Origin of the sequence: Xanthomonas sp. CFBP 7698 (genome assembly GCF_003600855.1) — a bacterium.
Lineage (GTDB): Bacteria > Pseudomonadota > Gammaproteobacteria > Xanthomonadales > Xanthomonadaceae > Xanthomonas > Xanthomonas cannabis.
The window spans coordinates 1,554,759-1,579,267 of record NZ_PRDN01000001.1; the positions used below are offsets into that span (position 1 = coordinate 1,554,759).

Consider the following 24,509-nt stretch of genomic DNA (forward strand, 5'->3'; position numbering starts at 1 on the left):
CACCGACGTGATGCGCGCTGATCGCGCGCACGGCAGTAACACGTTCAATTGCCTCGCCATACGACCCTTCCCTGCGTCTGACCGGATTTAACAATTGGGGAATGTAGACGCGAACCTCCGGAGCAGCAAGCCATCCACAAAAAGGCCCAAGTGCGACACCGCACTTGGGCCAAAAGTTCATCCCGATCACCGTCACTGCCGAGAGCGGAGCTACGGTTGGCAGAGGCTAGCGAGCGAAGGATTAGATTTTAGTTAAATTTTCGGTAAGGCCGCTATGGCGCAGATCAATGGGCCGACTGCTCCAGGTGCTGGATGATGGCCGCCGCCACATCGACGCCACAGACCCCTTCCACCCCCTCCAGCCCGGGGGTGGAATTGACCTCGAGCACCAGCGGACCGCGTCTGGAGCGAATGAGGTCGACCCCGGCCACCGCCAGGCCCAGCGCGCGCGCCGAGCGTACCGCGACCTCCTGCTCCTGCTCGGTGGCCTGCGCCACTGCGGCCGTCCCGCCCAGGTGCAGGTTGGAGCGGAAGTCGCCCTCGGCCGCCTGCCGGCGCATGGCCGCAACGACCCGGTCGCCGACCACGAAGCAGCGCAGGTCCGCACCGTCGGCTTCGCCGATGAACTCCTGCACGATGAAGTTGGCATAGAGCCCACGCAGTGCCTCGACCACGCCGCGCGATGCGCTGGCCTTTTCGGTAAGGATCACCCCGGCACCCTGGGCGCCTTCGTTCAACTTCACCACATGCGGCGGCGGGCCGAGCATGGACAACAGGTCCTGGGTATCGTCGGGGTTGTCGCCGAACACAGTGACCGGCATGTCGATGCCCTGCGCGGCCAGCAGCTGGTGTGCACGCAACTTGTCGCGCGAACGCAGGATGGCGTCGGAGGGATTGGGCGTGTAGGTGCCCATGAATTCAAGTTGGCGCAGCACCGCGGTGGCGTAGCGCGTCACCGAAGCACCGATGCGTGGGATCACCGCATCGAACCCGGTGATCGGCTTGCCCTTGTAGTGCAGGCTGAAACCGTCGGCAGCGATGCGCATGTAGCAGCGCAGCGGGTCGAGGATGCGCACGGTGTGGCCACGCTTGCGTGCGGCTTCGATGAGCCGCCGGGTCGAGTACAACTTGCTGTTGCGCGAAAGAATGGCGATTTTCATCGCAGCAGGGACACGGCGCGGCCTGGACATGGTCGGAGTCTGATGACGAGGTGACCCAAGTCCACGCATCTGCCGGTCGGGCGCGCGCAGGACGCCTATGCCCTGCTCGCGCCGCGTGACCCGGTATGCGACGGCCCCGAGGATGGAAACGCGCAAGCGTTTCAGCGATGTTGCAGCAACGCAAACGCTGCGCAGCCTCAACCGGATCGATGCTAGCAGGGCGCGCGCGCAGCGCTCAAGCAGCACGCGCCCTTCGACTCGGTCGACGGCCCTAAGCTAGCGCATTGCCGGTCGCAGCGCGTCGTGCGTCACTGCTCGCTTGCGGCTGCCATTGGTAACGCACAAGCAAGCGCCACCGCTCCACGGCGCAACAATTTCTTTTGACGACGCACGGGCTCAACGCCCGCCCTCACGCCGCGCCCGTATTGCCGTAACGCGTTTTGCACAGTTGAAACCGCAATGCTTGAGCCTCCTCAATGCCGGCATGCCGGCGCACCCGAGACTCTCCATGCGACGTCCAGCAAGCGCGGCTTATGCCAACCCCTCCCGCATCCGTCAGGGGCGCCCGTTCCCCCGCGGTGCCGTCTTCGATGGCAAGGGCACCAACTTTGCGCTTTTCTCCGCGCATGCCACACGTGTGGAGCTGTGCCTGTTCGACGAACAAGGCAACGAAACCCGCGTCGACCTTCCCGAATACACCAACGAAATCTGGCATGGCTACCTGCCCGATGCCAAACCCGGCCAGCGATACGGCTATCGCGTGCATGGCCCATACGAGCCGACCGAAGGCCATCGCTTCAACCACAACAAGCTGCTGCTCGACCCGTATGCGCGTGAGCTGGAAGGTGACCTGATCTGGGCCGACGAGCTCTATGGCTACACCGTCGGCCACCCGGACGGCGACCTGAGCTTCGATGAGCGTGACAGCGCGCCTTTCATGCCCAAGTGCGTGGTGGTCGAAGACACCTACGATTGGGGCGACGATGCACGCCTGCTCAAGCCGTGGAACGAGACGGTCATCTACGAAACCCACGTGCGCGGCTACACCATGCGCAACCCGCAGGTGCCCGAAGCGGTACGTGGCACGTTCGCCGGCCTGGCGCAGCCGCAGGTGCTGCAGTACATCAAGGACCTGGGCATCACCGCGGTCGAACTGCTGCCGGTGCACGCCTACCTGGACGACCAGCATCTGCTGGACAAGGGCCTGCGTAACTACTGGGGCTACAACACCATCGGCTTCTTCGCACTGAAGTCGCGCTACCTCTCCAGCGGCCATCGCGATGAATTCCGCGACATGGTCAAGGCCATGCACAAGCAAGGCCTGGAAGTGATCCTGGACGTGGTCTACAACCACACCGCGGAAGGCAGCGAGTTGGGCCCGACGCTTTCGTTCAAGGGCATCGACAACGCCAGCTATTACCGCCTTGCCGAAGACAAGCGCTACTACATCAACGACACCGGCACCGGCAATACGCTGAATCTGAGCAATTCGCGGGTGATCCAGTTCGTCAACGATTCGCTGCGCTACTGGGCCGGTGAGATGCACGTGGACGGCTTCCGTTTCGACCTGGCCACCATTCTTGGCCGCGAGCCAAGCGGCTTCGACCAACGCGGCGGCTTCCTGGATGCCTGCAACCAGGACCCGCTGCTGTCGGAGGTCAAGCTGATTGCCGAGCCGTGGGACTGTGGCCCGGGCGGGTACCAGGTAGGCCACTTCCCGCCGGGCTGGTCGGAGTGGAACGACAAGTTCCGCGACAACGCACGCGAATTCTGGAAAGGCGAAGACGGCAAGCTGGCCGAGTTTGCCACCCGCTTTACCGGCTCGGCCGACCTGTTCGACCGCCGGGGTCGCCGCCCGTGGGCGTCGGTGAACTTCATCACCGCGCATGACGGCTTCACCTTGCGCGACCTGGTCAGCTACAACGAGAAGCACAACATCGACAACGGCGAAGACAATCGCGACGGCTCGTCCAACGATGGCTCGTGCAACTACGGCGAAGAAGGCGAGACCGACAACGCCGACATCCTGCAGATCCGCGAGCGGCAGATGAAGAATCTGCTGGCCACGCTGCTGTTGTCGCAGGGCACGCCGATGATGCTGGCCGGCGACGAGCGTGCGCAGTCGCAAGGCGGCAACAACAACACGTATTGCCAGGACAATGAAATCACCTGGCTGGACTGGGAAAACGACCCGACCGACGGCCGTCTTACCGACTTCGTAAAGGCACTGACCCGGCTGCGCAAACGCTACCCGATCCTGTCGCGCGGCCGTTTCCTCAACGGGCAGTACAACGAAGAAGCCGGCCTGCGCGATCTCACCTGGCTCAATCCTGGCGGCACCGAGATGGAGGATGCGCACTGGACTGACGCAGGCGCGCGTTCGGTCGGTTTGCTCCTGGAAGGCAAGGCGCAGACCTCCGGCGTCAAGGAGTTGGCCAACGACGACACCTTGTTGATCGTGATCAATGCCTACCACGAGGGCGTGACCTTCACCCTACCCTCCACCGACGAGCCGGTGCACTGGAAGCTGGTGCTGTCGACCGATGAAGCGCTTGAGGTGGACATGATGCCGGCAGGCGCCAGCGAATTCCTGGCGCCGCCGCGCAGCGTGTCGGTGTTCGAGTGCAAGAGCGACCAGTAAAGCGCGCTTGCTGATGCGGCTCGCTGTCTGCCGGGAGGTGGGCAGCGAGCTTTTTTATGCGCAAGGATCGGGCACAGGGCTTTGAAGTTGGTCGGCTACCTGCTCACGCACGATCCAACGTTGGTCATCCGGCTTTCGAACCTGGCCAAAGCAGCATTGCGCAGCCGCGCACCATCGATGCGCAAATGATGTGCGCCCCAATCCATGCGCTCTGATGCAATCGCCAAGCCACTTCCCCAGCGCCGATGGGGCACCCAGGCGTATTGCGTAACGAGATCCACCGGACCTGCATACGCAACGGTGAAGGCCACAGCAAGTTAGACGTGTTCGACGAATCCGCTATCCGGTTGACTGAAGACTCAACCCGGGTACAGCGGAAAACGCTTGTCCGGATGCTTGGACTTCCATTCCTTGTAGGAACTGGTGCCTTCCCACGCCTTGAACGCCCGTGGGGTGCGGCCACGCCCGGACCAGGTCTCGCCCGAGTGCGGAAGCCAGTATTTGGCAGCTACTTCACCGGTGGAGGTCAGCGGCCCCTTGGACTTGCCGGTCATGGCCAGCGAGGCGATCTGGGATTTCTGCTTTGCATTGAACCGGCTGCCGAACTGGGTCAGCACCTCGACCACCTGGTCGAAGGCTTCCAGGGTCTGGGCATACTTGAGCTGAGCTTCTTCCTGCTCAAGCTTGCGCAACTCTTCCAGCAATTGGGCTTTGGCGGCAGCTGAGGATGAAGCGGGCGGAACCTGGCGCATTGACAAAACTGAGGTTGGGCGGGTCAACGAGTATTGCCGCTATGCCGTCCAGCGTAAAGCGCCCGGTCCTTTCCGGGCCGACTTGCGCTCAGCCATGCCGCAGCAAGGCGTGTTCGCGGGCCATGGTCAGCACCGGCCCGATGCGTCCGGCGCGAATCAGCTCGCTGCAATGCTTGCCGACAAACTCCACCCGGGGGGCGGTGAACCATTGCACCACCCGGTCCAGCTGACCGGCGTTGATCGACCACGCATGGCAGACCGTTTCGCCCAATTCTTCCACTCCGATCAGTCCCATGTGGCGAATCTGTTCGGGGTCGAGCTTGAACATTTCGAGCACCTTGCCGGCAGTGTCAGGCGTGCCCGGGATGCTGGCCTTCGCCGGCAGGCCCGGGCGGTGGGCGATCGAGGCCGCCTGCGCGGATTCGGCGCGACGCATGCCCTTGAGCAGCGCACCAACCAGCTGTGAATGAGTCGTTGTCATGGTGACCGCCAAATGATGGGGACACTATGGCTGCCAGCTCGCGCTTGCTCAATCAGGAGCTTCCTGACTGCAAGGAAGGAAATGACGAAGCTGCAGTGCCATTTTTACCGGGAAAACCGCCTGCAATCGTCGTCATTGCAACTCGTTCGACGAGATGTGTGATGCACGCATCATGCCCGGATGGCACAACGCCGGGCCACAACGCAGCGAACCCCTCGCAAGGGAAAACGCACCAGCACGATCTGCACACAGCTCTGCCAGCGTCATCGCCACCCAGTGCGCATGGACGGGCCACGGGCACCCGAACCTCGAAGGACCAAAGGTGCCGCCAATCTGCCCCCTACGTGACCGCGGCGCACATCTTCGCTGCGCCCGACCTCAGCCCTGCAGGACCTTTTCGATCTCCTTCAAGGTGCGCTCGTAGGAGGCGCGCTCGGCTGCGCTCAGAAAACCCTGCTGACGGACAAGCTTGGGAACCTCCACCGCCATCTTCGATAGTTGCGCGTTCATGGTTTTTGCCTGACGCCCGGTAATCGCGTTGCTCTTGCGCGCATCTGTAATCGCGCTCTGCAAGGTCTCGACACGCTCGGCAAAATACAGCTGTTGCGCGCGATTGACGCGCCAGTGATCGCTGGCATAGTCCGCCTCCAGACCGCTCCCGCGAACCGATTGGATGAATGCCTGATCGGCGGTGAAGGTTCCACTCAAGGCCTGTACGCGCTTGTCCTGCAGCAGCGAGGGATCCACCTCCACCGCGCATCCCGTCTGGTGGGCCAGATCCTGCAATCGTTCGTCCAGCCGCTGGGCCGACAGCGCAAGCGTGAACGGCCCAGGCTGACAGGCAGCCATGACCGGCCCGGCACACATAACAGCACCCACTGCAATGACGATCGAGGACAAGCGACGGCGAACAGCAGACATGACAGCACCCGAAACACACGGACATCCGTGCGAGGCCAACGCTAGACGCTCGACTCCGAACGGAACCGGAATCAACCGCGCCCCACCGCCAGGGTGCGGAGATCGCCGATGACCTGGTTGGCCTGCGCCGACGCGCTGCTCAGGCCGGGAGGCCCGACCACTCAGCTTCCGGACGCACACTGGCTCAAGCCACTCGCCAGATGCCCCGATCCATGCCGGACGAAATCCTGTGCTCCCGTACTTACGCGATACACCAGGCGGCAATGGCAGCCTGGCCCGCGAGTACGTCGGACAACGGCGCCGACACCTTCCGATGACTCCTTGCAAGAGTCTCGGTGACGTCAGCCACAGCTCGACCATACAGCGTGCAGCGCACGCCTACGTCGGTGGCAACCAAAGATCTTCAAGGGAATGTCGATGACCAACCACACGCCATTGCGGCAGTGGAGCGGGCGATGGGAACAGAATCCTCCCACGCCAACCAATTGATTTTCCTAGCTTATCCCGGAGTGGGGTGATCCAAAAATGATACCTTTTGTGATACCCCGCGTGATACCCGATCATAGCCAAGCGAGCCGCAGCTCTTCAAGTCTCTGAGCCTGCGCGCCCTGGACTTCTTGGGGACCGGATAAGCCCCGGAGGGAGGCTAGCCGTCCGGTCCCCCCAGTCTGGTAGGCGCCTATCCTCCAGCGACGCAGAGCCCACTATTTCCCGGCTGACCAGGAGAGCGACGGCACTCCACCTATCAAAATTGGGCATACTAAAAATGAAATCTTTCCTCGTATTCAAATTTGTGAAATAGACCCACAAGCGAGCTCTTGCGCAGTCGGGAATTGTTGATTGGATGAGGGCTTCCCCACACGCAGGAGTTTTCATGACCACCAACCCCCAACAACTTGAGATCGCCGGCCACTTGCTCGCCGGTCTGATGAGCCAGACCCTTTCAGACGAACCGCTCGTGCGACAACGCAATGTCTGTAATGCCTGGGCGTCTGCTGGCGAGCTGATCGTCTACAGCCAGAAGAAGCCGCCAGGCGGAGGCAACGCTACTCAATCGTTGGACCATGCTCCTCCCCAGCCTTCCCACCCGGTGCGCACCCGGGAGGCCGTCATCGTTCGGGAGCTTCCTTCAGTGGAGGAATGGCGAGCGGGCCGGAAGAAGAAAGACGCGCAGCTGGATCCAGTCCGCAGCAAGAAGCGCCCGACCCTTCACTGAATCCTCCATAGGGCCGAGGGTGATGTAATCTTGACAACACCATGGGTTGTTGTCAGGATTACAACATGCGCAGCAAAGGCAAGGTGCTGACCGATCGTCGCGTCAAACTCAGCGACGATGCGTTTGCGGAGATACGTATCGTGCTTGTGCCCGAACCTGTGCGCGGCAGTGCCCATAGCTACAAATATGGGCTGGCGTATGTGGTCGCTGGCAAGTGCGTTTTGCGTTACGACAATGAAGCAGGCAAGGGCGACCACAAGCATGTAGGGATTGTGGAAAAGCCTTACAACTTCACCACCCTGGATCAATTGACTGATGATTTTTGGGCCGATGTGGCCCTACTGTGAGGACAACATGGAAAAGAACATTCTGACCATTGGAGTCGCCACCATAGAGGAAGTGAAAGCGCAGATGAAAGCTGCAGCGCGCGGAAAAGGCGACGCCGTGCCGCGCTTCACTTTCACAAGCGGCGAAGATCTTCTGCGAACGTTGAATGCCAACCGCTGGAGTCTGCTCGAAGCTCTTGCCGGCACCGGCCCTCTGGGCGTGCGAGAGCTTGCTCGACGGGTAGACCGTGACGTGAAAGGCGTCCACACCGATGCGACTGCCTTGGTGGACTGCGGCCTGATCAACAGAACCGAAACCGGTGCTCTGCATTTGCCTTACGACGGCGTGCATGTCGAGTTCGAAGTGCGAGCGGAAGCAGAAGCTCAGGCAGCGTAGTTTAAGTGGTGCCATCGTCCGATCATTTAGAACCACATCAAGACGAGCCCCGCACTGCGGGGCTTTTTGTTTCAGTGGAAGCGCGGCGGCTTGGGAACGTAGACAGGAGCAGGGGAGGCGGAGATGGCAGGCGTTGGACGGGCCTGTTCGGGTTCAATCGCCATGTCGAGCTGGAGGGGATAGCGCTGAAGCATGTCCCAGCTCCAGGCCTCCAGGTGCGCCGCGCTGCCCGACGCCTCTTTCTCGCAGAGGGCTTGTTCCTCCGGGGTCACCCTGGCGTTTGCATAGGCCAGCTCTGCGGTTCTACTTTCCAGAGTGCTCAACCGACGCCCCCGCCGCTGCTTCCAGTCTCCCTGCGTCCACGAGGTCCCTGGCTCGGGATTGTTCGCCAAAAAGTCGTGCCACGCGTTCTCGGCCATGTGGTGCAGCTTCTCGGCTCGGCGCACCGCCAATAGCCTCCGGGCGAACTTCATGACGGCTGCCTTGAAGCGCCGCAACCGCAGCAATAGCTCGTTGAGGTCCGGGCGTAGCCGGGCCTCCTCGGCGAAGGCAGCCACGTGTTCCCTGATCCACTGCATCAAGGCCAGGGTTGCTTGGAGCGTTTGAGCCAAGCGGGGATCCGCTTGAACAGCGACTCCCCATTCGTCGCTGGCCTCCTCCGCGAGCTCGGAGACCGAACGCGGCTCGCGCGACGGCTTGGCCTCCTCGGCCTCCAGCAGTCCCAGCCCACGGGCAATGGGCGCCATGCTGCGGGACACCTCGATGCGCCCTGCCCCAGCCCCGAGCGGCAAGGACAGCACATCAGAAGGCCGGCGAGCCTCGCGCTCGGCCTGGGCCTGGCTGTGACCGTCAGGCACCGGCATGGCGCGCCCTTCCTGCTCAAACACGGCGATGAGCTTTTGGAAGGTCTCCTCGTTGGTCTCCTCGATTCGACGGTTTGCGTCGGAACGCTCCGACGGCTGGCCCCGTCGAGCCAGCGCGGTGCCGTTTTTGCCGACGTGCTTGGTGGGCTCGCGGGACAGGACGGCAGCCGCGGCCAGGTCGCCGCGCGCCAGGGCGTCACTTGCCTGTGCTTCCAAACTGCGGTGGTCCACCCGAATCTCAAGCGCCGCCTTTTCGAGATGGGCGTTGATGGTGGAGGCGATGAGTTCGCGCACCCATTGCACCTCGACACGTCCCGATGGCCCGCCGTCCAGCTCCTTGGTTTTGTCCGTAAGACCGTCTGGTCCCATGCGACGGGTCGTCGCCAGGACATGGACGTGCCAGTTCAGGCCGTCCTTGCTGCCTGGGCTGTGGATGCTGGCCTGGGCCGCGAACCCGTAGCGCCCGACCAATGCGCGGGTGACTTCCACGGCCAGCTCGGAGCGCTGGAGGTCATCGAGTTCGTGCGGCAACGCGAACTCGAACTCCCGTGCGACCGTCGAATCTTTGCGACGCTCAGCCGCCTCTGCTGCCGGCCAGAGCTCAGCGGGGACCAGAGCCCAATCGGGCGCGTCCTCGGGAGCGATGCAGCGCGTTTCGACGACGCCGTCCCGCCGGCGGTAGTCGTGACGCAGGCCGGTGAGCGCGTCCTCGAGCAGCAGGCCGGCACGGTAGGCGGCCGCTGCGACAGATGAGTGCCCCTTGGCGCGGCTGAAGGTTTTGACGTTGGCGTGGTAGATGGCCATGAGGCGTTGCTCCGAAGCGGCTGGGTTGCTTGGTTTATGCCTCGGCTTTGGATTTTCGCAAGCGCCCCCGGCGCTTGGGGTTCAAGGGGCGGAGCCCTTTGCGCACGTGTCACCATGTGACACCTAGGTGCGCTCTTGCTTCTTTCTTTCAAGCCTTGTTTTTCAGCTTTTTTGATTCTCGGGGCGGACGAAATTGGAGACCAGCCCAACGCTTGACGCAAGCCGTTTTCCTGGTTGACTCATTTCCACCAGGCAGGAGAAACGCATGACCGCAACGAATCACTACCGAGACCAAATCCAAAGAGCCACGGAACGCTTGGCTCAGCATCAAGCGCGCGAGCTTTTAGCGCAACAGCGCCAAGCGGTAAAGGCCAAGGAGATGCAACGCCGCGAAGAAGCCAAGCGACGCACGCGGGTGGCAGAGCTCGTGTTTCTTGCGGGAGCAGAATCCCTGGAGGATGCCGAGTTGGTGGGTGCGCTTTTGGCTCACGTAGGAAATCGGAGCGACGCGGCAATCCGTAACCAAGCGAGCTCCCTCGGCGCGTTGCGAATGGAAATCTCGAACGCTGAAGAAGGTCACAGCACGCATTGAACCTGCTCGCCCGCCCTGCCCATCACGCGCCGAAGGGTTGCAGCCGCAACGATGGTCGGTTAAAACGTGTCTGCCAGTGGGGGCATCCCCCCGGTTTTGTGCCCGCATAGCCTCTAGGCTCCGGGTGCCCGAGGTTCTCCTCTAGGAGGCACGGGAATCTTCTTTTGATTCCGGAGCCCTTCCATGAGCAACAAGCGCCTCAAATCTCTTCGCATCCGTGCCTTTCACGCCCAGTCGGGTTGCTGTTTCTATTGCGGCCTCCCGATGTGGCTCGCCTTGCCTAACGAACTGGGCTTAAGCCCCCGCTCGGCCCTTCCTTACCAATGCACGGCCGAACACTTGATAGCCAAGCAGGACGGAGGCCTGGACGTGCCCGAGAACATAGTAGCCGCACACACGCGGTGCAATCAGGGACGCCACAAGCGGCAAGGGCCTGCTCCATCTCCTGACGTGTTCAAGCAGCTGGTTCGAAAGAGACTTGCAATGGGAAGATGGTGGCCCACGCCTCCAACTGGAACTCACATCGGATGTTGATCCGTCGCCTGCTCCCCAGTGCCGTATTCCTGCTGACTGCCTGCTCCCAATCCTCTCCGCCGCCGGCCGAGCCATCGCCGGCCCCGGAAAGCCCAACGCAGCAGCCGGCCGATCGTTCAGTGGTCACGCCCTTCCAAAAAGAGGTCGAGCGCAGCAAGGCAGTGCTTTCATGCAAGTCAACCAAGATCACGCCAGGAAGTTCAGGCTGGGGGGCCCTGTTTGGCTGTATCGGCGGCGAGGCCGAGACAGTCAAGTTCTTTATCAACGAAGAGCCGGAAACCGGCAGGGTGTCCACTACGAAATTCCTATGGAACGATTGGTTCAAGGATCGCGGCTATGGGCTCCACGCAGACGCCAAAGACGCAGACAGGATGATCCACGACCTCATCAAACTTTATCCCAGCGACCACGACAAAGCCCTGCTTAAAGCGTTCAAGGGCAAGAAGAACTTTACCGTGGAAGGCAACGGCTACCGCTTCGAATACACGTTCGACCGAGGGCCAGCCATTGACGAACGCATGATTGTAGTCACCCCGCTTGGCTCGACCCCATAGCACCACGCCTGAGCACCCATTGCCGAGGACACTGACATCCTATGCGAATGAGCGATGCCTTTCGCCGATATGGCGTTGAGATCAAGGACCCGCAATTCAACTCGTCCGCCCTGTCTGAGAATCCGCGCCAGGTCATTTTGAGCCTGTGGTCGCACAACTTTTCTCCCGACATGTCCCGCTATGCGATGGAGACCGTCCATTGGAAGGGCAGTGGCAAGCACACTTTTCGCGCTCATCTCGAGCAGGCCCTCGCAGAAAACTTGCCAATCCGAGTCGTGGTGGCCACCTCCGACAACCCGACGGAAGTTAGGGCTGGCAATGCCACCCGCGCCTCCAAGGACTTCGAGCCGGACTTCAGCCTGGTCGGCCAGGTGGTATCGCTTGAGCCCAATTCTTTTGAACTTGCGTTTGAGCGCGACGGCGAGCTCCCTGAAACAGAGGTGATCCTGCGCGACCGAGCTACCGTGAAATACTGGCACGTGGCTGAGGCCGTGGGAGCGCTGGCCAAGCCTTCCCCCACCTCAGAAATTCGGGAGTGGCTTGGTGCGCACTATCCAGGCGAGGATCACTCCGACCTGGGAGCGAACTTGTCTTTCCTGACCGTCAACGACACGAATCGTCGGCATTACGACAAGACGCGGAAGGATTGGCGCTCAAACTCCAATCATCCTCGTGATCTCCTTTTCAGACGAGGCAAATCCCGAGGCGTGACGTATGAGCCCTTTCGAGCAAGCATCCATGGCCACTGGACTTTGCAGCCGAACGACGGCGGCGTTTGGGAGGCTGTGCAGTTGGCCGCCACCGCACAATCGACAGCCGAGGCAGAAGGGCAGGACGCGGCATTTTCGCATCTGCCTCCATTGGATTCAGACCATGACGCACGTGTCTGGGCCATGCGTGCAGTAGCCCAGCGCCGCGGTCAAACTTTTTTCCGAAATCAATTGCTAGACGCGTATGGCAGCAGTTGTGCCATTACTGGCTGCTCGGCGAGGGAGGCCTTGGAGGCGGCTCATATATTGCCTTACCGGGGAGACCACACCGACCGGGTGGACAACGGCTTGTTGCTCCGCGCCGACCTCCATACCCTTTTCGACTGTCTGCTGCTCTGGATCACCCCAGAGAACAAGGTTGCGTTGGCCGCGTCGTTGCTTACCACTGATTACCTTGCTCTCAAAGGCCAGGCCGTGCGTCAGCCGGAATCAAAGAAGAACCACCCCAATCCCAACCATCTGAGAGAACACGCCCGGCGCTGTCAGGAGCTCTACGGCGCACCAAGCCCATAGGTCGATGAGCATCATCGCGCATTCGAAACGGTGCGCAGGCTAACGGCACGGTATTGCTTCTGACTGCCGAAACGCGGCCCGTTCTTTTCGAACGTTGCACAGATCCTTCCTTCGCCACAAGGTGCTAAATCAGCGCGCGCAACCCGCTCCCAATAGTCGATTGAGGTGCGGAGCTGCACTAGCTCGTTCCGCTTTTCGTTGATGATGCCCACCGAGTAAGCCACTGCACCCAACCCCAGCACGCCCGCCACGAGCATCGTGGCGGATGCAATGCCCATGCGTCGAGTAATCTTTGTTTCCAACGACTGCTGGGCCTGCGCGTAACGCCGAGTGGCTTGCTGCAACGTCTCGTCCGCACGGGCCATCTCTTTGTTGAACCGCTTGGCGGCCGGCTCCAGCGTCTGCGTCAACGCCTGATTGGTCAGCTGCGTCAGCCTTGGCAGTGCGTTGTCCAATACTCGAGTGACCTTGGCATCGGCGCTGCTGGCCGCGTTCTGGAGCACCTGGAGTTGTTCGGCGATCACCTCGCGCAGCCGTTGTTCGCGCTGCTGCGTGGATGCAACCAGCGTCGTCAGCACTTTGACCGTCTCCTGCAACGAGGCGTTCGATGCATTCAACGTGGCCATCATTTCCGCCATTGCGGCCGCGTCTTGCCTGTCCATGAGGTCTCCTAAGCTCGACTAATCACGGAGGCGATTTTGACTAACCGCCGCCGCCTCCACCACCACCACCACCGCCTCCTCCCCCGCCGCCACCGCCGTCTCCACCCCCACCGCCGTCCCCTTGGGGACCGCTCTGCATCGGTCCCTTGGCAAACTCCGGCAGCGTCATCACCATGACCGGCCCGCGGCTGGTGTTGATTTCCGCTGAGACATCCATCCCCAGCGCCTGACGTGTGGCGGCGAGCTCCTGGGCCTCCTGCTGGGCCTGCGCTTCCAGGAACTCATTGCCTCTTTTGATCAGCGCCTGCGTCGCTGCGCTGTTTGCCACCCGATTCAAGGCCTGCTCGATCGCCAACTCGTTCTTGCTGTCGAGCGCGTAGAGGACCTCGTCCACGTCGGGGTCACCGGTGATGGATTTCCGCGCCACCTGCGAAGAATCGTCTGGCGCATCCCTTCCCCCTGGACCGACGAAGCCCTGAGCCTGAGGCGGGAAGACATAGGTTTGCTCAGCCGTTTCGCTAGGAGAGCGGCGATCCAGTTGGTGCGCGCTGAATGCATCGATGCTGCCACCCTCTTGGTCTAGCGCCCTCTTTTGAGCGAAGGGATAAGGTTCTCCACGATCGCGATACTCCTTCCATTCCTGGTGGAAGCGTTCGTCTTCTCGATCAGCCCGCTCAATCTCCTGTTGCAGCTGGCGCAGCGAGCGCATGGTCTCTTCCAGGAATAGAGCACCGCCCGGGTCTGCGGCGCTGCGGTCCTGCGCTGGGGTCGATTGCGTTTGTTGGTTTTCTGCGTCTGCTGCCCCGACGGAGGAGCGACTCACGGCACTGGCTTCTGGGGACTGCTCGTGTGCTTGCGCGAGGTGTTGAGGTGGCAGCAACGGCGCACCATGAGCAGCGATCAAGGTGTCTGAAGGACGGAGCTGCTCTGCCTTGGTCTCTTGCTCAGGAGTTGAAAGCGCCCTGGCCTGTGGTGCCATCCATGGGTCTGCTGTCGCAGGCGTTGTTGGAGCCATGACGCGAACCGGCTCTGTCTCTTGCTCACGTGCCGCGTCTTGCTGGCGGATCGGCGCTTGCTCCATCTCCGCCCGCTGCGTTTGCACCTGATGATCCAGCGCCGGGATCACCGCATCGGCCTGCGCACTTTGCAAAGGTGGGTTGCCCGATTCCCGGTCCTCGGAGGGAGGCACCTGGATGCGCGCGGTGTCGCGGCTTTGCAACGATTGCGGTTCGAACGCGCGCTCCGCTTCTTGTGCTTGACGCAGCTGCGCATCACCTGGACCAGGGGTTTGCTTCAGTGGGCCAGATGGGTTGTGAGCCAGCTGTTCGCCTGTCTGTTGGTTCTGGACTTCAGACTGCTGACGCGCGTCTTCCTGCGGCAACTCGGGCCGTGGCGTTTGTTGAGACAGCGCCGCATCTGGAGCTTGCAGCTGAGCGTCTGGTTGCTGCGAGGCGTGCTGGCTGGGGGCTTGCTGCTGTGCTTGCTGAGCCTGGCGTTCCTGGACCTCAGTTCGCGTTGCTTCTTGAGCCTGGCGGTCTTGTTGCTCCCGCTTCTGATTGTCAGCTTCTCGTTCCTGCGCCTGCCGTTGCTGGACGTTTCTCTCCTCACGCTCCTCCAGCTCGCGTTGCCGGCTGGCCTGCGCTTGGCGCTCCTGCACCTGGCGCTCTTCTAGCTCACGCTGCTGCTCGGCTTGGCGTTGACCTTCCAACACGGCCTGCGCCTGGACCGCTTGTTCGCTTTGTGACCTGTCTTCGTGCTCAGGCTGCACCTGCTGGAGGTGCTCGCGCACCTGCGCTGTGTGTTGCTCTTGCGCGAGGCGATCTTGCTGTTCGCGTTCTTGCCGAGCCTGCGCCGCGACAGAGGCTTGCATGCGTGCCTGGATATCCAGCACTTGCTGCGGATTGGACGACTCGGAGGTCGAGGCGTCCCCATCTCCCGTCGCTTCGGACGCCCGAGCAACGGTTGCCGATTCCTGTCGGTGGTCCCGCGCTTCACTCAAAGCCTGCCGGATCTCGTCGCTACTCGTAATGGCCACCACACGAGTGACGCCATCGCTGCCGCGTTGGAGGTGCGCGATGGGGCTGTCATACCCATATTGCCCCGACTCATTGCGTTGTAGCTGCTGCATCGTTGGCCCGGTGATGCCGTTGGCCTCCATGGTCCGCTGCGAGGCTAGCTCCACGGCCTGCTGGGTGTCTGGGTTGACGTTCAAATCGACGCCGGCGGCCCGGTAACGGTGCAACAGCTCGTTGTGCTCCATCTGCGCAACCGTGGGCGCAGGAAGCGCCTGGATCGCCGCCAGGGTCTCCTGAGCGCGCTCCAGCGAGGGCTGGCGGATCTGGTTGGTGAGCTCCAGCTCAGCCGCCAAGTTGCCGCTGGCAACGCCATCCTTGCCGGACCACTGTCCTGTCTCAGCGCGCTGGTAAAGCTGAGCATCTGAGCCCACCACCGCGCCTGACTTGGCTTGGGCTGCTTGCACCGCCGCCGGCACTTCCACTCCATAGGCCCCGGCACGCTGCGCCGCATGGTTTTCCATGTAGGCAGCCGCAATGGCTTCTCGCCCGGTAGCGATGTTGCTTTCGATGCGGCTAAGGGCTTCTTGGTTGAGCTGCTGCGCGCGTTCCGGGGAGGCGGATTGGTGTTCGTAGCTGCCCCGGTCGTTGGCACCGGACACCGCGGTTTTGACTTGGCGTTCCCATGCTTGGCTCTCGGGATTGCGCTGCCAGTTTTGGTTGTCCAGTCCTACCTGGTCGCTAGCTCTTGCAGGGAGGTTGAACGGGTTCTGGGGTGGCGGCGCTTTGCCCAACGCCAGTTCCACCGCTTTGGCGTTGGCCAGAGCGCCCAGTTCCTGGGATTTTTCGTAGCTGGCGACCACGGGCTGCTCGCCCGACGTGCGCCGGCCACCCTGGGCGAGGTCGATGGCCGCTTCACGCTGCCAATTTCGACCGTTGAACTGCCACTCCACCCCAGCCTTGTCGGTCTGGTGGTAGATGGCGCGGTTGTCCAGCAGATCGGCACCTTTGTCGAACGCCTTGCTCATCAACAACGCATCGCCGACCACCAGCGCCGCAGGCACGAATCCGCTTCCGCCCAGCGCTGCGGCCGTGGACGCACCGCCGGCCCAGCCGCCCGCATTGCGGGCAATGGCATGCTGAACTTCCGATTGCGCGGCGGTGGCGTTGCCTTCTTCCAGCAACTCGGCAGATCGGCGAGCGGTTACCACCGCATCCGCGCCAGTTGCCAACAAGCCGCCCGAACGCACCAGGCTCCTGGCCGATGCCTCGCCCAGCAGCAGTTCCATGGATACGCCACCGCGCTGGCCTCTGGGGACGCGCAGGTTGTGTGCGGCCTCCTCACCGAGAACCTGCTCGACCTTAAGGATGCCCCGCTCGGAAAAGACCACGCGCCCGTCATGATGGGCATTGGCGATGGCGAGTGACAACCCATGGCGCTGAAGCTCAATGTCCCCGCCTCGAATGATGGCGGTATTGCTGACATGGATCTGGTTGAGCGTGGTGACGATGCGCGACTCGGAATGCGCAACAGCTCCCCAACCGTGGTCCACGCCCGTGAAGCCCTTCAAGGCTTCAATCTGTTGGGCATGGGTCTGCTGGTAGGTCGGGATATCGCGGAAAAAGTCTTGAACCCTCTGGCTAGTCTGCGCAGGGGTTAAACCAATAGGTGTATTGGTGTTCAAGTCGCCGTTGATTAGGCCTACTTTGACTGTATCGCGTAGTTGCTCGACGCGCTGGACAACGCGGTCCATTGCCGCTGGGTCGCCCTCCAACATGGCTTGTCCATCTCGAGACGCGTAAATATCTTCAAGGCGATCAAGCAGCCCATACTGGTATGCGCCAAGAGGGCCGCCGCTGTGTGGCGTGATGCCCATCGTTTGAGCGAACGCGGGATTGGCCGGCAGGAACAGTCGGTTTTGCGGTGCGTGGATATCGAACTTTCCCGCCCGCTGAAGCTCATCAAGCAACTCGCTGTTCTTCAGCGTCTGCTGTTCAATATTGTGGTGATCCTGAAAAAGCGTTCGGTAGTTCGGCACGGATCAGGCTCCTTCCTTGCGACCTTGTGGCTCGCCTTATCGGTTGACTACGTCGTAGAACCAGAGGCCGTCCGAATGACCTTGCGCGCCTATCCCGGCTGCTTTCACAGCATCCTTGAACACCCGGTCACAAAAAACACCGCCGTGAAATGGCAGCCTGAACACGTGCGCCAACCCCAGCACGTCGCGTTTGAAGGCCAGCCGAGAGCCCCCCGCCAGGCTGTAATATTTACCGTCTTCGTATTCGTCACTCACCTTGATATCGAGTTGAGAGGCATCTTCATCCAGCGCGTCCACCGTGCGGACCACATCGCACAGATAGACGTTTGGCCCCTTCGAGCCATCAGCCAAGCGGTAGTCGGTCTCGGCAAACTCGAACGCCGCAGGATCTACCATCTCCATCACTCGACGTAGGCGCTCTGACACCAGCCAGTAACCACTGAATCCCCCTTCCAGGTCTTCGGGAAGCACGCCTTTACTGGGGTGGTAGACAAGGTGTGGGATCTCGCGCAAAGCGGGAAATCCGCCGTCCTTGGGCTTCAGAATTAGCCTTGGCGGAGTGAGGAGAGCGTCTCGGTTCTCAAAGACAACCCCATGGCCTTTTCCCCCGCGCCGAACGTCCGGCTGCAAGTGGAAGAACTCCCCTTTCTTAGGCTGATTGGTCGTCGTTGTTTCCATGCGTTGCGTCTCGTCCAGTCCACTAGGGTATGGTCTCCACCTCAGTCGAGCAGAGTCTACCGTCTCGATAGCAGACTTGGGCAGACAACGGGGCTCAATTCCGACTTATCGCAGCTCGCTCTACCGCAGCCCGGCTTCGTCTACTCAAGCGCAGGACGAATTCCTCCTGACGCCAATATGGCCCTAACCTCCAACGGCCCATTAGGCGAGCGCAAGGAGACGCCTAGCTCGTTCAGGATGCTGCACCAGCAACGGTCAGACGCTAAAAGATCGACCGGACGGCTTGGCAGCTGTCCTTTGGTCTCGCACCTTAGGACTAGACCACGAACCACTTAAAATTCCTGATGGTTTAACCTACATTTTGGCAATGGTGACATTGCTACGACTTACCTAGAACCTAGGTTAGACGCGAGAAGCCTTTGGTGCCTGAGCAGAATAGCGTGCTCGATGCTTTGATCGCTCACCAGTGGCGGTGGGAGGCAAGAGCTTGACAATACGAAACAATTCGTATATTTTGAAATGGAGTTCAGTATGGGGTTCAAGGCAGTAAAACAGAAGGTAGTCGCGGGACTGCTCTCAGGCGACTACGCCCACGATGGTCGAGCTGACATTGATGACAAGAACCTGCTTCAAACAGGCAAGGTGAGTCCGCAGGAAGTTGCGGAAGTGCTCAAGAAGAGCAGCGGCAAAAATCACTCCAGCAGCCTTCATCATCAAGACAGCTCCATTGAGGTGCACGTGATCAAGTGTAGGGCCTGGTATGTCAAATTCTACTTTTACCCCGACACAGTCTTTATTAGCGTTCATCAGTAAAATGGGATCCTACAAATGAATTTTTTCATGCCTGGCGACAAAAAGAGCGCTCTCTGCCACCGAGACGGCAGAGTAATGACTACTTTTGGTTACAGAGACGTGCCGTTCCGAGACGGCAATGGGGTGGTGCAGAACGTATTGGTCGGCACTTGTGACGTGTGTGGCGATGCGATTCTCATCCCAGCTCAGTCAACCCCAGCAATCGCAGCTGCGCGAAAGAAAGTAGAGCACTCGCTAGAAGTGAACATCCCGGCCACGTTCGTAGATGCATTAGACGCGGCCATTGTGCGCGTGACTGCTCACCCGAGCCCTGACTTCCGAAAGCAACTGCTGGTCTATTACGTCAACCGCTACGCGGCTGGGGAGGAAGATTCTGGTGAACTTAAGCGCCTCATCAACGGCACTTCTGTCCTGCTCAAGTCTAAAACAGTTCCGAAAAGACGCCTGTCGATGAAATTCAATGGCGTCATTGATGGCCGAATCGAGAAGATCAGAGAAGACACGCTGCTGTCCAAGACAGACTTGGTCAAGTCGATTGCTATCAAGATCTACGACGACATCGTGCAACCTGATGAGCCAAAACACCACAAGGCACTGTCTGAAATCGCAGATGTGCTTTACGCCTGACACAGGTTCGACACTATATCGTGTATCGCTGGCTATCATTTGTGTAGGCAAAAGTGTAAAAGCGGCCTGAGCGCTTGCCTCCCGTGGGTTAGAACACCCTCTTAACCGAAGTATCAGGGATTTCCATCATGGCAGATAAAGAAAAAGAAAATACTTCCAAGGCGCCTTTACTGAAGAAAACTGATCTTCAACACGAGTATTCCTGGAAAGCGTCGAAAGGCGACAATCCTCACGTCGTTGGCGCCCCCGACAGCACACTACTCAGTAGGCTCGAGGGTTACGAAGTATTGGACTTCATTAATCATTTTGCGGAGCAGCACAACCTAAAGCAGAAAAACAGCGGAAAAAAGACGGAATGGCTCATTAAAATAAAGCTCCCCTCTGACGTCCGCAGCCACGCTAACGTTAAAAGTTGGCTAGAGAAGAACTGGAAAACCTTCAACGACGAATGGGACAACAAGCTAAAGCGCGGCGACATCATCGGTTGATTAGCGGCAATAAAGGCCGGCGATATCGCCAACTTCTAGAATTTCTGCAGGAAATCGGCTCATCGCACCCGATCGAGGACGTTGCGGATCTCATAGAGTTTACTACTCGCGTCATGCAGCCTTGAAATGAACTGATCGAGGAACGAGTTGGAGACCTCAAAACTCTGGCCATGCTTGGGCTGCCGATAAAGTATCTGGGCATTCTCTCCGTTGGTGATTGGATAAGCATGTACAAAGTGGGAGCGGTCCTTATTGAGGCTTCTGATAAGGCGAAGTGCCATCCCTCCTGCTTCCTCGGTGTAAATACCCCTATCATTAGCATCTGCTAGTGCCTTTTCGAACTTACCACACAATTTTCCCGTTTCTAGAGCACTGAGTTCGTCCTGGCTCCCATTAGGAACAAGACGGCAAATGATCTCAATCATGAAACTCGTGATCGATGCGAAGCCGTAGAGCGCGACTCCAAGGCGGTAGAGGTAGAAGTCATCAGCAGGGAGAGCAAGCCTTGTCTGCTCGCGGACAATGTCGAAATTCATAGTTAAATTACTCCAATTTGGTTGGTTGTGCGGTCGACTTCTCTTTTTTTGCGCTTTAGGGCAGCTAGATACCCGATGCGTCGATAAAAGAGATGCCGCTTTCACCAGCATCATCAGGAATCCCCGCGTCATGGACCGCGTCTTTGAAGGCCCGGTCGCAAATTACAAATGAGCTGAACGGCGTAAGGAATACGTGTGCTTGACTCACGACTTCCGGCCTAAAGGCCAAGCTGGCTCCTCCTCCCACCGAGTAGAACTTGCCATTGACGTAGTCGTCGTCTACTTCAATTTGTAGCTTCGAGGCAACTTCGTCCAAGGCATCAAGCTCGCGAACAACGTCGCACAAAAAGTGGCGCGGACCTCTGGCTCCGTCGGCCAAGCGGTAGTCCACCTCCGCAAAAGCAAAGGCGTCGGAGTCCACCGACACCATGACATCGTGGAGTCGCTCGGAAACCAACCAATAACCACTGAATCCCGGCTCTAGATCGCGCGGGGCCGGGCCTGTCTTGGGGTCGCAGGTCAGCTGAGGTGTTTCGCGGAACGTCGGAAATCCTCCTTCCCCCGGCCGCAAGATCAACCGCGGAGGGGACAGCAGGTTGCGGACATTCTCAAACCTCACCCCACAGGGCGGCCTGTTGCTCTCCATGTCTGCTTCGAACATGTAAAAGCTCTCGGCCTGCGGCTGATTGGGTGTTGTTGATGGCATGCGTTTCATCCCGTCCGTGCGCGGTGGTCTCAGCTGACAGAAAGAGCTTAACTCGGCAGCTTTGCCGACCCAAGCAATGAGGCAACGGAGAGCCCACATCCCACTTGCCGACCGGCCATGACCAAATGGTCTAGGACCCAACTGTCGAGAGGTGCCAGCGTCTGCTCTCCTAGATTGGGACCTGAGTAAGAAAACACCTACCGTCCAGCCCGCCTTTCACTGATAGTGCCATCGCCCTTTTTCTTCATGATGACGTTCCGCCTAAGGCGGGGTTTGCCTGTAGGTGTCTGGCCTAGCGTCAGACACTCAGAGATTCTTAACGCCATCAAGGAGGATCGCTATTGGGCGCTACGGCAACTCGGCAGGTGGGCGATTACCTGCTTACAGCTCACATCATCCCGTCAGACGGGAAGTTCTTACCAGAGCTCTTAATTTCGAGGCCCGGCGGCATCACGCTTCATCGCCACCCGGCCACTGGTGCGGCCTTCCCTAATCGAGACGCGGCGTATAACTATGCCAAGCACTGGATGGCCACGTGCTACGTGTCGAGCACAGGCTCGGTGGCCATAGCCTAATAACTGCATAGCTTCAGCCTTGACCGTCGGAATTTGCTAGCCCGTGCCGGGATCAAGATTTCCTCGGCGCGATGGACGAAGAACTGCACGTCCTTCACTTTTCCCCCTAGCTCTCAATGGCATCGGCCATGCTGGCGAAGGCTTGCCAACAGTGGCGGCGATCAGGAGGACCGTAGCCTAAAGCTTCAGATTCATCCGCGCCTTAGTTCGATACCAAGGTTCAACCTCTCCAGCCTGCATAGCGATTTCTGTCACATTGCGCGTCGATTTCACCACCCTCCAAATAAACCGCTTGCCATCGGACGGCTTATGCCAAAACTCCGCATTTCCGGCGGAAGGATCAAGCACGAAAAAAATAGTTTTTGGACGTGTCGTGTTCCTTTGGCCATGAAATTCATCCGCACAACAAAGGAGCATATAAGGAATCAAATTCACATTGAAATCCTTAAATGACCACGCATTCCAATCAGTCGCCGTCTCCAGCAAAGGAAGAAACTCCTTCCACCTGAGCTGCGGGCAGTTAGCAGCCGCCCGATAGTAAATGCTCTCGATATTATCAAGTGCATACTGCTTAACCTTCCTGGCCTCAGCGAGACCAGACCTTTCCACGGCTTTAAATATCGAGTAGGCATTGGCAGCTGCCTTGACAGTGGGGCACTTGGAGCCCTTCCGATGCGCAAAATGTGTTGCCCGCTCGGTCGAGAGGTCCGCCGAGATCCTCATGGCTTCGCCACATATGGGGCACGACGGAGTGTCGCCATGGTTGTGGACTACCCACTTATCGATATCGATGATCAAGCTTGACGACGTTGCTCTATTGACCGCGACCCTCATGACTATCCTGCCGCATCCTGGATTCGGCATAGTTTAGCAATCGAGGTGAAGCCAATTGAGCACGAACCTCTATTTTTTTGCCAACAGGCGCTTTGGCAGCAGAAATTCCGTGGACCAAGCAATCAGCTCATCATCTCTGAAGAAGTCAGGCTCGCCTGAGCCTGGGCTTTTTTCAGGTGAAAAAAGCAGCCAGTTCGATTCATGGCGCTCTCGAGGATCCGGCTCAACTGTGTAACCGATCCGCCTGAGCTCGCGGATGCATTCGTCAATTTTCATTGACATCTTTTACTGCGAAATCAGAATAAGTCAATGCCTGCGCGGCATACACTTATCGAACAAGGCAAGGCCAAGCCAAGCCAATGACGTTAGCGTTCGCTCGGCCGATACTCGCAATCGGCTGACAACAAAGGGGCGGCCGGTAGTTCATGAGGCTGCTGCGGCAACTCAGGCCCACCGAACCCTCTATAGAGCTCTCCTGCCAGCTGATCACGTCTTGCAAATCCATAGTTTGACAGGTGAGGATTCGGAGCGAGAACAGTCTCCAGGCAGCCGGCCAATACGCTAAAGAGGTCGGCGCGGATCAGCATCAACATCACGTCGCCTTGGGTCCAACCCGGCCCGATTCTGCGATTGAGCTGCGGCGTTCCCCCGTGCGCATACTTGTGGAGCCACTTAGCAGCGCCTCCTTTTTTAAACCCATCCACTATGGCTTGGATGCCCGGAAACGTAGAGGTCAGCTTAGCGGCCATGTCTCGCAACATCGGGACATCATCGATGGGGTTGTCAGACCCATCCAGTTGAAGGCTCTGAATCTCCTCGAATGAAGCCACGTAGACGAACCAAAAGCCAATCGTTGCGGCTTCCAGAATAGGGCGCAGCAACGCAGCCGCAGCGCCGTATTCGCCCGCTTCAACCACACGAATCAATGCCGAGTGGTGCTCCAGTGCTAAATCGATGGCAGATCGAGCAAAGCCTACTCGCAACGAGCGTAATCCCTCCTCGGGCAATAGGGACCTGAAGAGTTCGTTCTGCTGCCGCGACTCAGCACAGCGGATCAAGATGATATTGAGAGATTCGGCTTCCACGGCTTCTCGTAGTGCGGTCGGTTCTGTCGGTATGGCGCCAGACCAACGACTGCCCACCTTATTTAGGCTACCCCGCGAGCTAGTCCAATAATCGCTTTGCATCCCGTCTTAAACGACTCATCTGCGCTTCTACCTTCCCTTCACTCCGCCCCCGATTCGTTGGGAGCACCGGCCCTAATCTCCTCTACGGCGGAAATCTCGCTCACCAGCCATCCATATCTATCGCTGAGCGCTTCGGCGATGCCCTCTTCGCTCTCGCATTCGACCGTGGCTTCAGTGGGCAATGACGGACGCTTGCCGTCGGTCTCCCAGACAATTCCTCGCACGCGAAATGCCTTCATTCCTGCTCCATGGATGTGGATCTACCTTGGCAGTCTAGCCCTGACAGGCCAAAGAGGTGAAGGGGCGGGCTATACCCACCCCCTTGCCGCCAGGCTGACGTGCTGCCGGCCGCCGATAACCAGGTGGTCAATGACCCGAATGTCCAGGAGGCCCAATGTTTCCTGCAGGCGCTTGGTGACTTGGCGGTCGGCTTGGCTGGGCTCCGGGTTCCCGCTCGGATGGTTGTGGAAGAAGATGACAGCGACCGCGTTGAGCTCCAGCGCGCGTTTGGCAACGACTCGGCTATGGACTTCGCAGCCGTCGATGGTGCCGCTGAAGAGATGCTCCGTAGAAATGATGTGGTGCTGGTTGTCCAGGAAGACGACACCGAAGACTTCGTGAGGCAGGTGAGCGCAGCGGGTAATCAAGTAATCGCCGGCTTGGTCGGGGCTGTGGATGCGGCCTTGGCGTTGAAGGCGCTGTTCCAAGATGGTCGCGGCGGCGAGCAAGATGCCCTCCTCGTCCATCTGGAGTTGATACTGGACTGCTCGGTCTTGGGTGCGCTTCATCGGTTTGTCTCAACCAGCGCGTTGTGCGCCTCGTGGGAAC

The 24,509-nt window shown here is 59.6% G+C and carries 26 protein-coding genes; 10 read left to right on the plus strand and 16 right to left on the minus strand.

The window, feature by feature from the left end; translation table 11 throughout:
• Positions 1-284: 284 nt before the first annotated feature.
• Complete coding sequence (gene rimK, locus XnspCFBP7698_RS06535) at positions 285-1,190, minus strand: 30S ribosomal protein S6--L-glutamate ligase (protein WP_166752024.1); 906 nt, start codon at positions 1,188-1,190, stop codon at positions 285-287.
• A 478-nt stretch (positions 1,191-1,668) separates the two neighbouring features.
• Between rimK and glgX the strand changes: the two genes are divergently transcribed.
• On the plus strand, positions 1,669-3,801 hold the full coding sequence (gene glgX, locus XnspCFBP7698_RS06540; protein WP_104579932.1) for a glycogen debranching protein GlgX: 2,133 nt from the start codon (positions 1,669-1,671) through the stop codon (positions 3,799-3,801).
• Positions 3,802-4,160: 359 nt separating this feature from the next.
• Here the strand turns inward: glgX and XnspCFBP7698_RS06545 are convergent, their stop codons facing one another.
• The 3 genes from XnspCFBP7698_RS06545 to XnspCFBP7698_RS06555 all read right to left on the minus strand — a co-directional run bounded on the left by XnspCFBP7698_RS06545 (position 4,161) and on the right by XnspCFBP7698_RS06555 (position 5,934).
• Complete coding sequence (locus XnspCFBP7698_RS06545; RefSeq protein ID WP_047693010.1) at positions 4,161-4,553, minus strand: H-NS family nucleoid-associated regulatory protein; 393 nt, start codon at positions 4,551-4,553, stop codon at positions 4,161-4,163.
• 88 nt (positions 4,554-4,641) lie between these two features.
• Positions 4,642-5,034: a hypothetical protein gene (locus XnspCFBP7698_RS06550; protein WP_104579963.1), complete on the minus strand. Its 393-nt coding sequence runs from the start codon at positions 5,032-5,034 to the stop codon at positions 4,642-4,644.
• Positions 5,035-5,412: 378 nt separating this feature from the next.
• Positions 5,413-5,934, minus strand: coding sequence for an STN domain-containing protein (locus tag XnspCFBP7698_RS06555; protein ID WP_146093187.1), 522 nt, complete (start codon positions 5,932-5,934; stop codon positions 5,413-5,415).
• An 895-nt stretch (positions 5,935-6,829) separates the two neighbouring features.
• On the opposite strand from XnspCFBP7698_RS06555, the gene XnspCFBP7698_RS06560 reads away from it, so the two are divergent.
• From XnspCFBP7698_RS06560 to XnspCFBP7698_RS06570, 3 genes are all read left to right on the plus strand, one after another.
• The gene (locus XnspCFBP7698_RS06560; RefSeq protein WP_104579934.1) at positions 6,830-7,171 is read left to right on the plus strand and encodes a hypothetical protein; all 342 of its coding nucleotides are present in this window, start codon (positions 6,830-6,832) and stop codon (positions 7,169-7,171) included.
• 65 nt (positions 7,172-7,236) lie between these two features.
• Positions 7,237-7,518 carry a DUF6516 family protein gene (locus XnspCFBP7698_RS06565; protein ID WP_017166112.1) on the plus strand — a complete coding sequence of 94 codons (282 nt, stop codon included), beginning with the start codon at positions 7,237-7,239 and terminating at the stop codon, positions 7,516-7,518.
• Positions 7,519-7,525: 7 nt separating this feature from the next.
• Positions 7,526-7,894: a transcriptional regulator gene (locus XnspCFBP7698_RS06570; protein WP_042835107.1), complete on the plus strand. Its 369-nt coding sequence runs from the start codon at positions 7,526-7,528 to the stop codon at positions 7,892-7,894.
• A gap of 71 nt (positions 7,895-7,965) precedes the next feature.
• On the opposite strand, the gene XnspCFBP7698_RS06575 is transcribed toward XnspCFBP7698_RS06570, so the two are convergent.
• On the minus strand, positions 7,966-9,561 hold the full coding sequence (locus XnspCFBP7698_RS06575) for a MobA/MobL family protein (RefSeq protein ID WP_104579936.1): 1,596 nt from the start codon (positions 9,559-9,561) through the stop codon (positions 7,966-7,968).
• A gap of 265 nt (positions 9,562-9,826) precedes the next feature.
• On the opposite strand from XnspCFBP7698_RS06575, the gene XnspCFBP7698_RS06580 reads away from it, so the two are divergent.
• From XnspCFBP7698_RS06580 to XnspCFBP7698_RS21735, 4 genes are all read left to right on the plus strand, one after another.
• Complete coding sequence (locus XnspCFBP7698_RS06580; RefSeq protein WP_104579937.1) at positions 9,827-10,153, plus strand: hypothetical protein; 327 nt, start codon at positions 9,827-9,829, stop codon at positions 10,151-10,153.
• Between the two features lie 264 nt (positions 10,154-10,417).
• The gene (locus tag XnspCFBP7698_RS06585; protein ID WP_233548946.1) at positions 10,418-10,687 is read left to right on the plus strand and encodes an HNH endonuclease; all 270 of its coding nucleotides are present in this window, start codon (positions 10,418-10,420) and stop codon (positions 10,685-10,687) included.
• A complete protein-coding gene (locus XnspCFBP7698_RS06590; RefSeq protein ID WP_104579939.1) occupies positions 10,681-11,241 on the plus strand; it encodes a hypothetical protein in 561 nt (186 codons plus the stop codon). Before XnspCFBP7698_RS06585 ends, XnspCFBP7698_RS06590 begins: the two co-directional genes overlap by 7 nt.
• 47 nt (positions 11,242-11,288) lie before the next feature.
• The gene (locus tag XnspCFBP7698_RS21735; RefSeq protein WP_233548930.1) at positions 11,289-12,524 is read left to right on the plus strand and encodes an HNH endonuclease; all 1,236 of its coding nucleotides are present in this window, start codon (positions 11,289-11,291) and stop codon (positions 12,522-12,524) included.
• 11 nt (positions 12,525-12,535) lie between these two features.
• Here XnspCFBP7698_RS21735 and XnspCFBP7698_RS06600 read toward each other — a convergent pair whose 3' ends face one another.
• The 4 genes from XnspCFBP7698_RS06600 to XnspCFBP7698_RS21525 all read right to left on the minus strand — a co-directional run bounded on the left by XnspCFBP7698_RS06600 (position 12,536) and on the right by XnspCFBP7698_RS21525 (position 18,722).
• Complete coding sequence (locus tag XnspCFBP7698_RS06600; RefSeq protein WP_199680109.1) at positions 12,536-13,162, minus strand: hypothetical protein; 627 nt, start codon at positions 13,160-13,162, stop codon at positions 12,536-12,538.
• 64 nt (positions 13,163-13,226) lie between these two features.
• The gene (locus XnspCFBP7698_RS21610; protein WP_199680059.1) at positions 13,227-17,237 is read right to left on the minus strand and encodes a hypothetical protein; all 4,011 of its coding nucleotides are present in this window, start codon (positions 17,235-17,237) and stop codon (positions 13,227-13,229) included.
• A gap of 36 nt (positions 17,238-17,273) precedes the next feature.
• Positions 17,274-17,915: a DUF1629 domain-containing protein gene (locus XnspCFBP7698_RS06620; protein ID WP_104580849.1), complete on the minus strand. Its 642-nt coding sequence runs from the start codon at positions 17,913-17,915 to the stop codon at positions 17,274-17,276.
• Between the two features lie 576 nt (positions 17,916-18,491).
• On the minus strand, positions 18,492-18,722 hold the full coding sequence (locus tag XnspCFBP7698_RS21525) for a hypothetical protein (protein WP_158255457.1): 231 nt from the start codon (positions 18,720-18,722) through the stop codon (positions 18,492-18,494).
• Positions 18,723-18,743: 21 nt separating this feature from the next.
• On the opposite strand from XnspCFBP7698_RS21525, the gene XnspCFBP7698_RS06630 reads away from it, so the two are divergent.
• Together XnspCFBP7698_RS06630 and XnspCFBP7698_RS06635 are read left to right on the plus strand one after the other, a co-directional pair.
• The gene (locus XnspCFBP7698_RS06630; RefSeq protein WP_233548931.1) at positions 18,744-19,355 is read left to right on the plus strand and encodes a hypothetical protein; all 612 of its coding nucleotides are present in this window, start codon (positions 18,744-18,746) and stop codon (positions 19,353-19,355) included.
• Positions 19,356-19,483: 128 nt separating this feature from the next.
• Complete coding sequence (locus tag XnspCFBP7698_RS06635) at positions 19,484-19,843, plus strand: hypothetical protein (RefSeq protein WP_104580848.1); 360 nt, start codon at positions 19,484-19,486, stop codon at positions 19,841-19,843.
• A 59-nt stretch (positions 19,844-19,902) separates the two neighbouring features.
• Here the strand turns inward: XnspCFBP7698_RS06635 and XnspCFBP7698_RS06640 are convergent, their stop codons facing one another.
• The 7 genes from XnspCFBP7698_RS06640 to radC all read right to left on the minus strand — a co-directional run bounded on the left by XnspCFBP7698_RS06640 (position 19,903) and on the right by radC (position 24,469).
• Positions 19,903-20,379: a hypothetical protein gene (locus XnspCFBP7698_RS06640; RefSeq protein WP_104580847.1), complete on the minus strand. Its 477-nt coding sequence runs from the start codon at positions 20,377-20,379 to the stop codon at positions 19,903-19,905.
• A 64-nt stretch (positions 20,380-20,443) separates the two neighbouring features.
• Positions 20,444-21,085, minus strand: coding sequence for a DUF1629 domain-containing protein (locus XnspCFBP7698_RS06645; protein ID WP_199680110.1), 642 nt, complete (start codon positions 21,083-21,085; stop codon positions 20,444-20,446).
• Between the two features lie 752 nt (positions 21,086-21,837).
• On the minus strand, positions 21,838-22,458 hold the full coding sequence (locus XnspCFBP7698_RS21325) for a hypothetical protein (protein WP_131705291.1): 621 nt from the start codon (positions 22,456-22,458) through the stop codon (positions 21,838-21,840).
• 105 nt (positions 22,459-22,563) lie between these two features.
• Entirely contained in the window at positions 22,564-22,770 is a 207-nt protein-coding gene (locus tag XnspCFBP7698_RS21330; RefSeq protein WP_127459521.1) for a hypothetical protein, read from the minus strand.
• An 89-nt stretch (positions 22,771-22,859) separates the two neighbouring features.
• On the minus strand, positions 22,860-23,579 hold the full coding sequence (locus XnspCFBP7698_RS06650; RefSeq protein ID WP_104580846.1) for a hypothetical protein: 720 nt from the start codon (positions 23,577-23,579) through the stop codon (positions 22,860-22,862).
• A 140-nt stretch (positions 23,580-23,719) separates the two neighbouring features.
• Positions 23,720-23,920 (minus strand): hypothetical protein, encoded by a 201-nt coding sequence (locus XnspCFBP7698_RS06655; RefSeq protein ID WP_039732138.1) that lies wholly within the window; start codon positions 23,918-23,920, stop codon positions 23,720-23,722.
• Positions 23,921-23,989: 69 nt separating this feature from the next.
• On the minus strand, positions 23,990-24,469 hold the full coding sequence (gene radC / locus XnspCFBP7698_RS06660) for a DNA repair protein RadC (protein ID WP_104580845.1): 480 nt from the start codon (positions 24,467-24,469) through the stop codon (positions 23,990-23,992).
• Between the last annotated feature and the right edge of the window lie 40 nt (positions 24,470-24,509).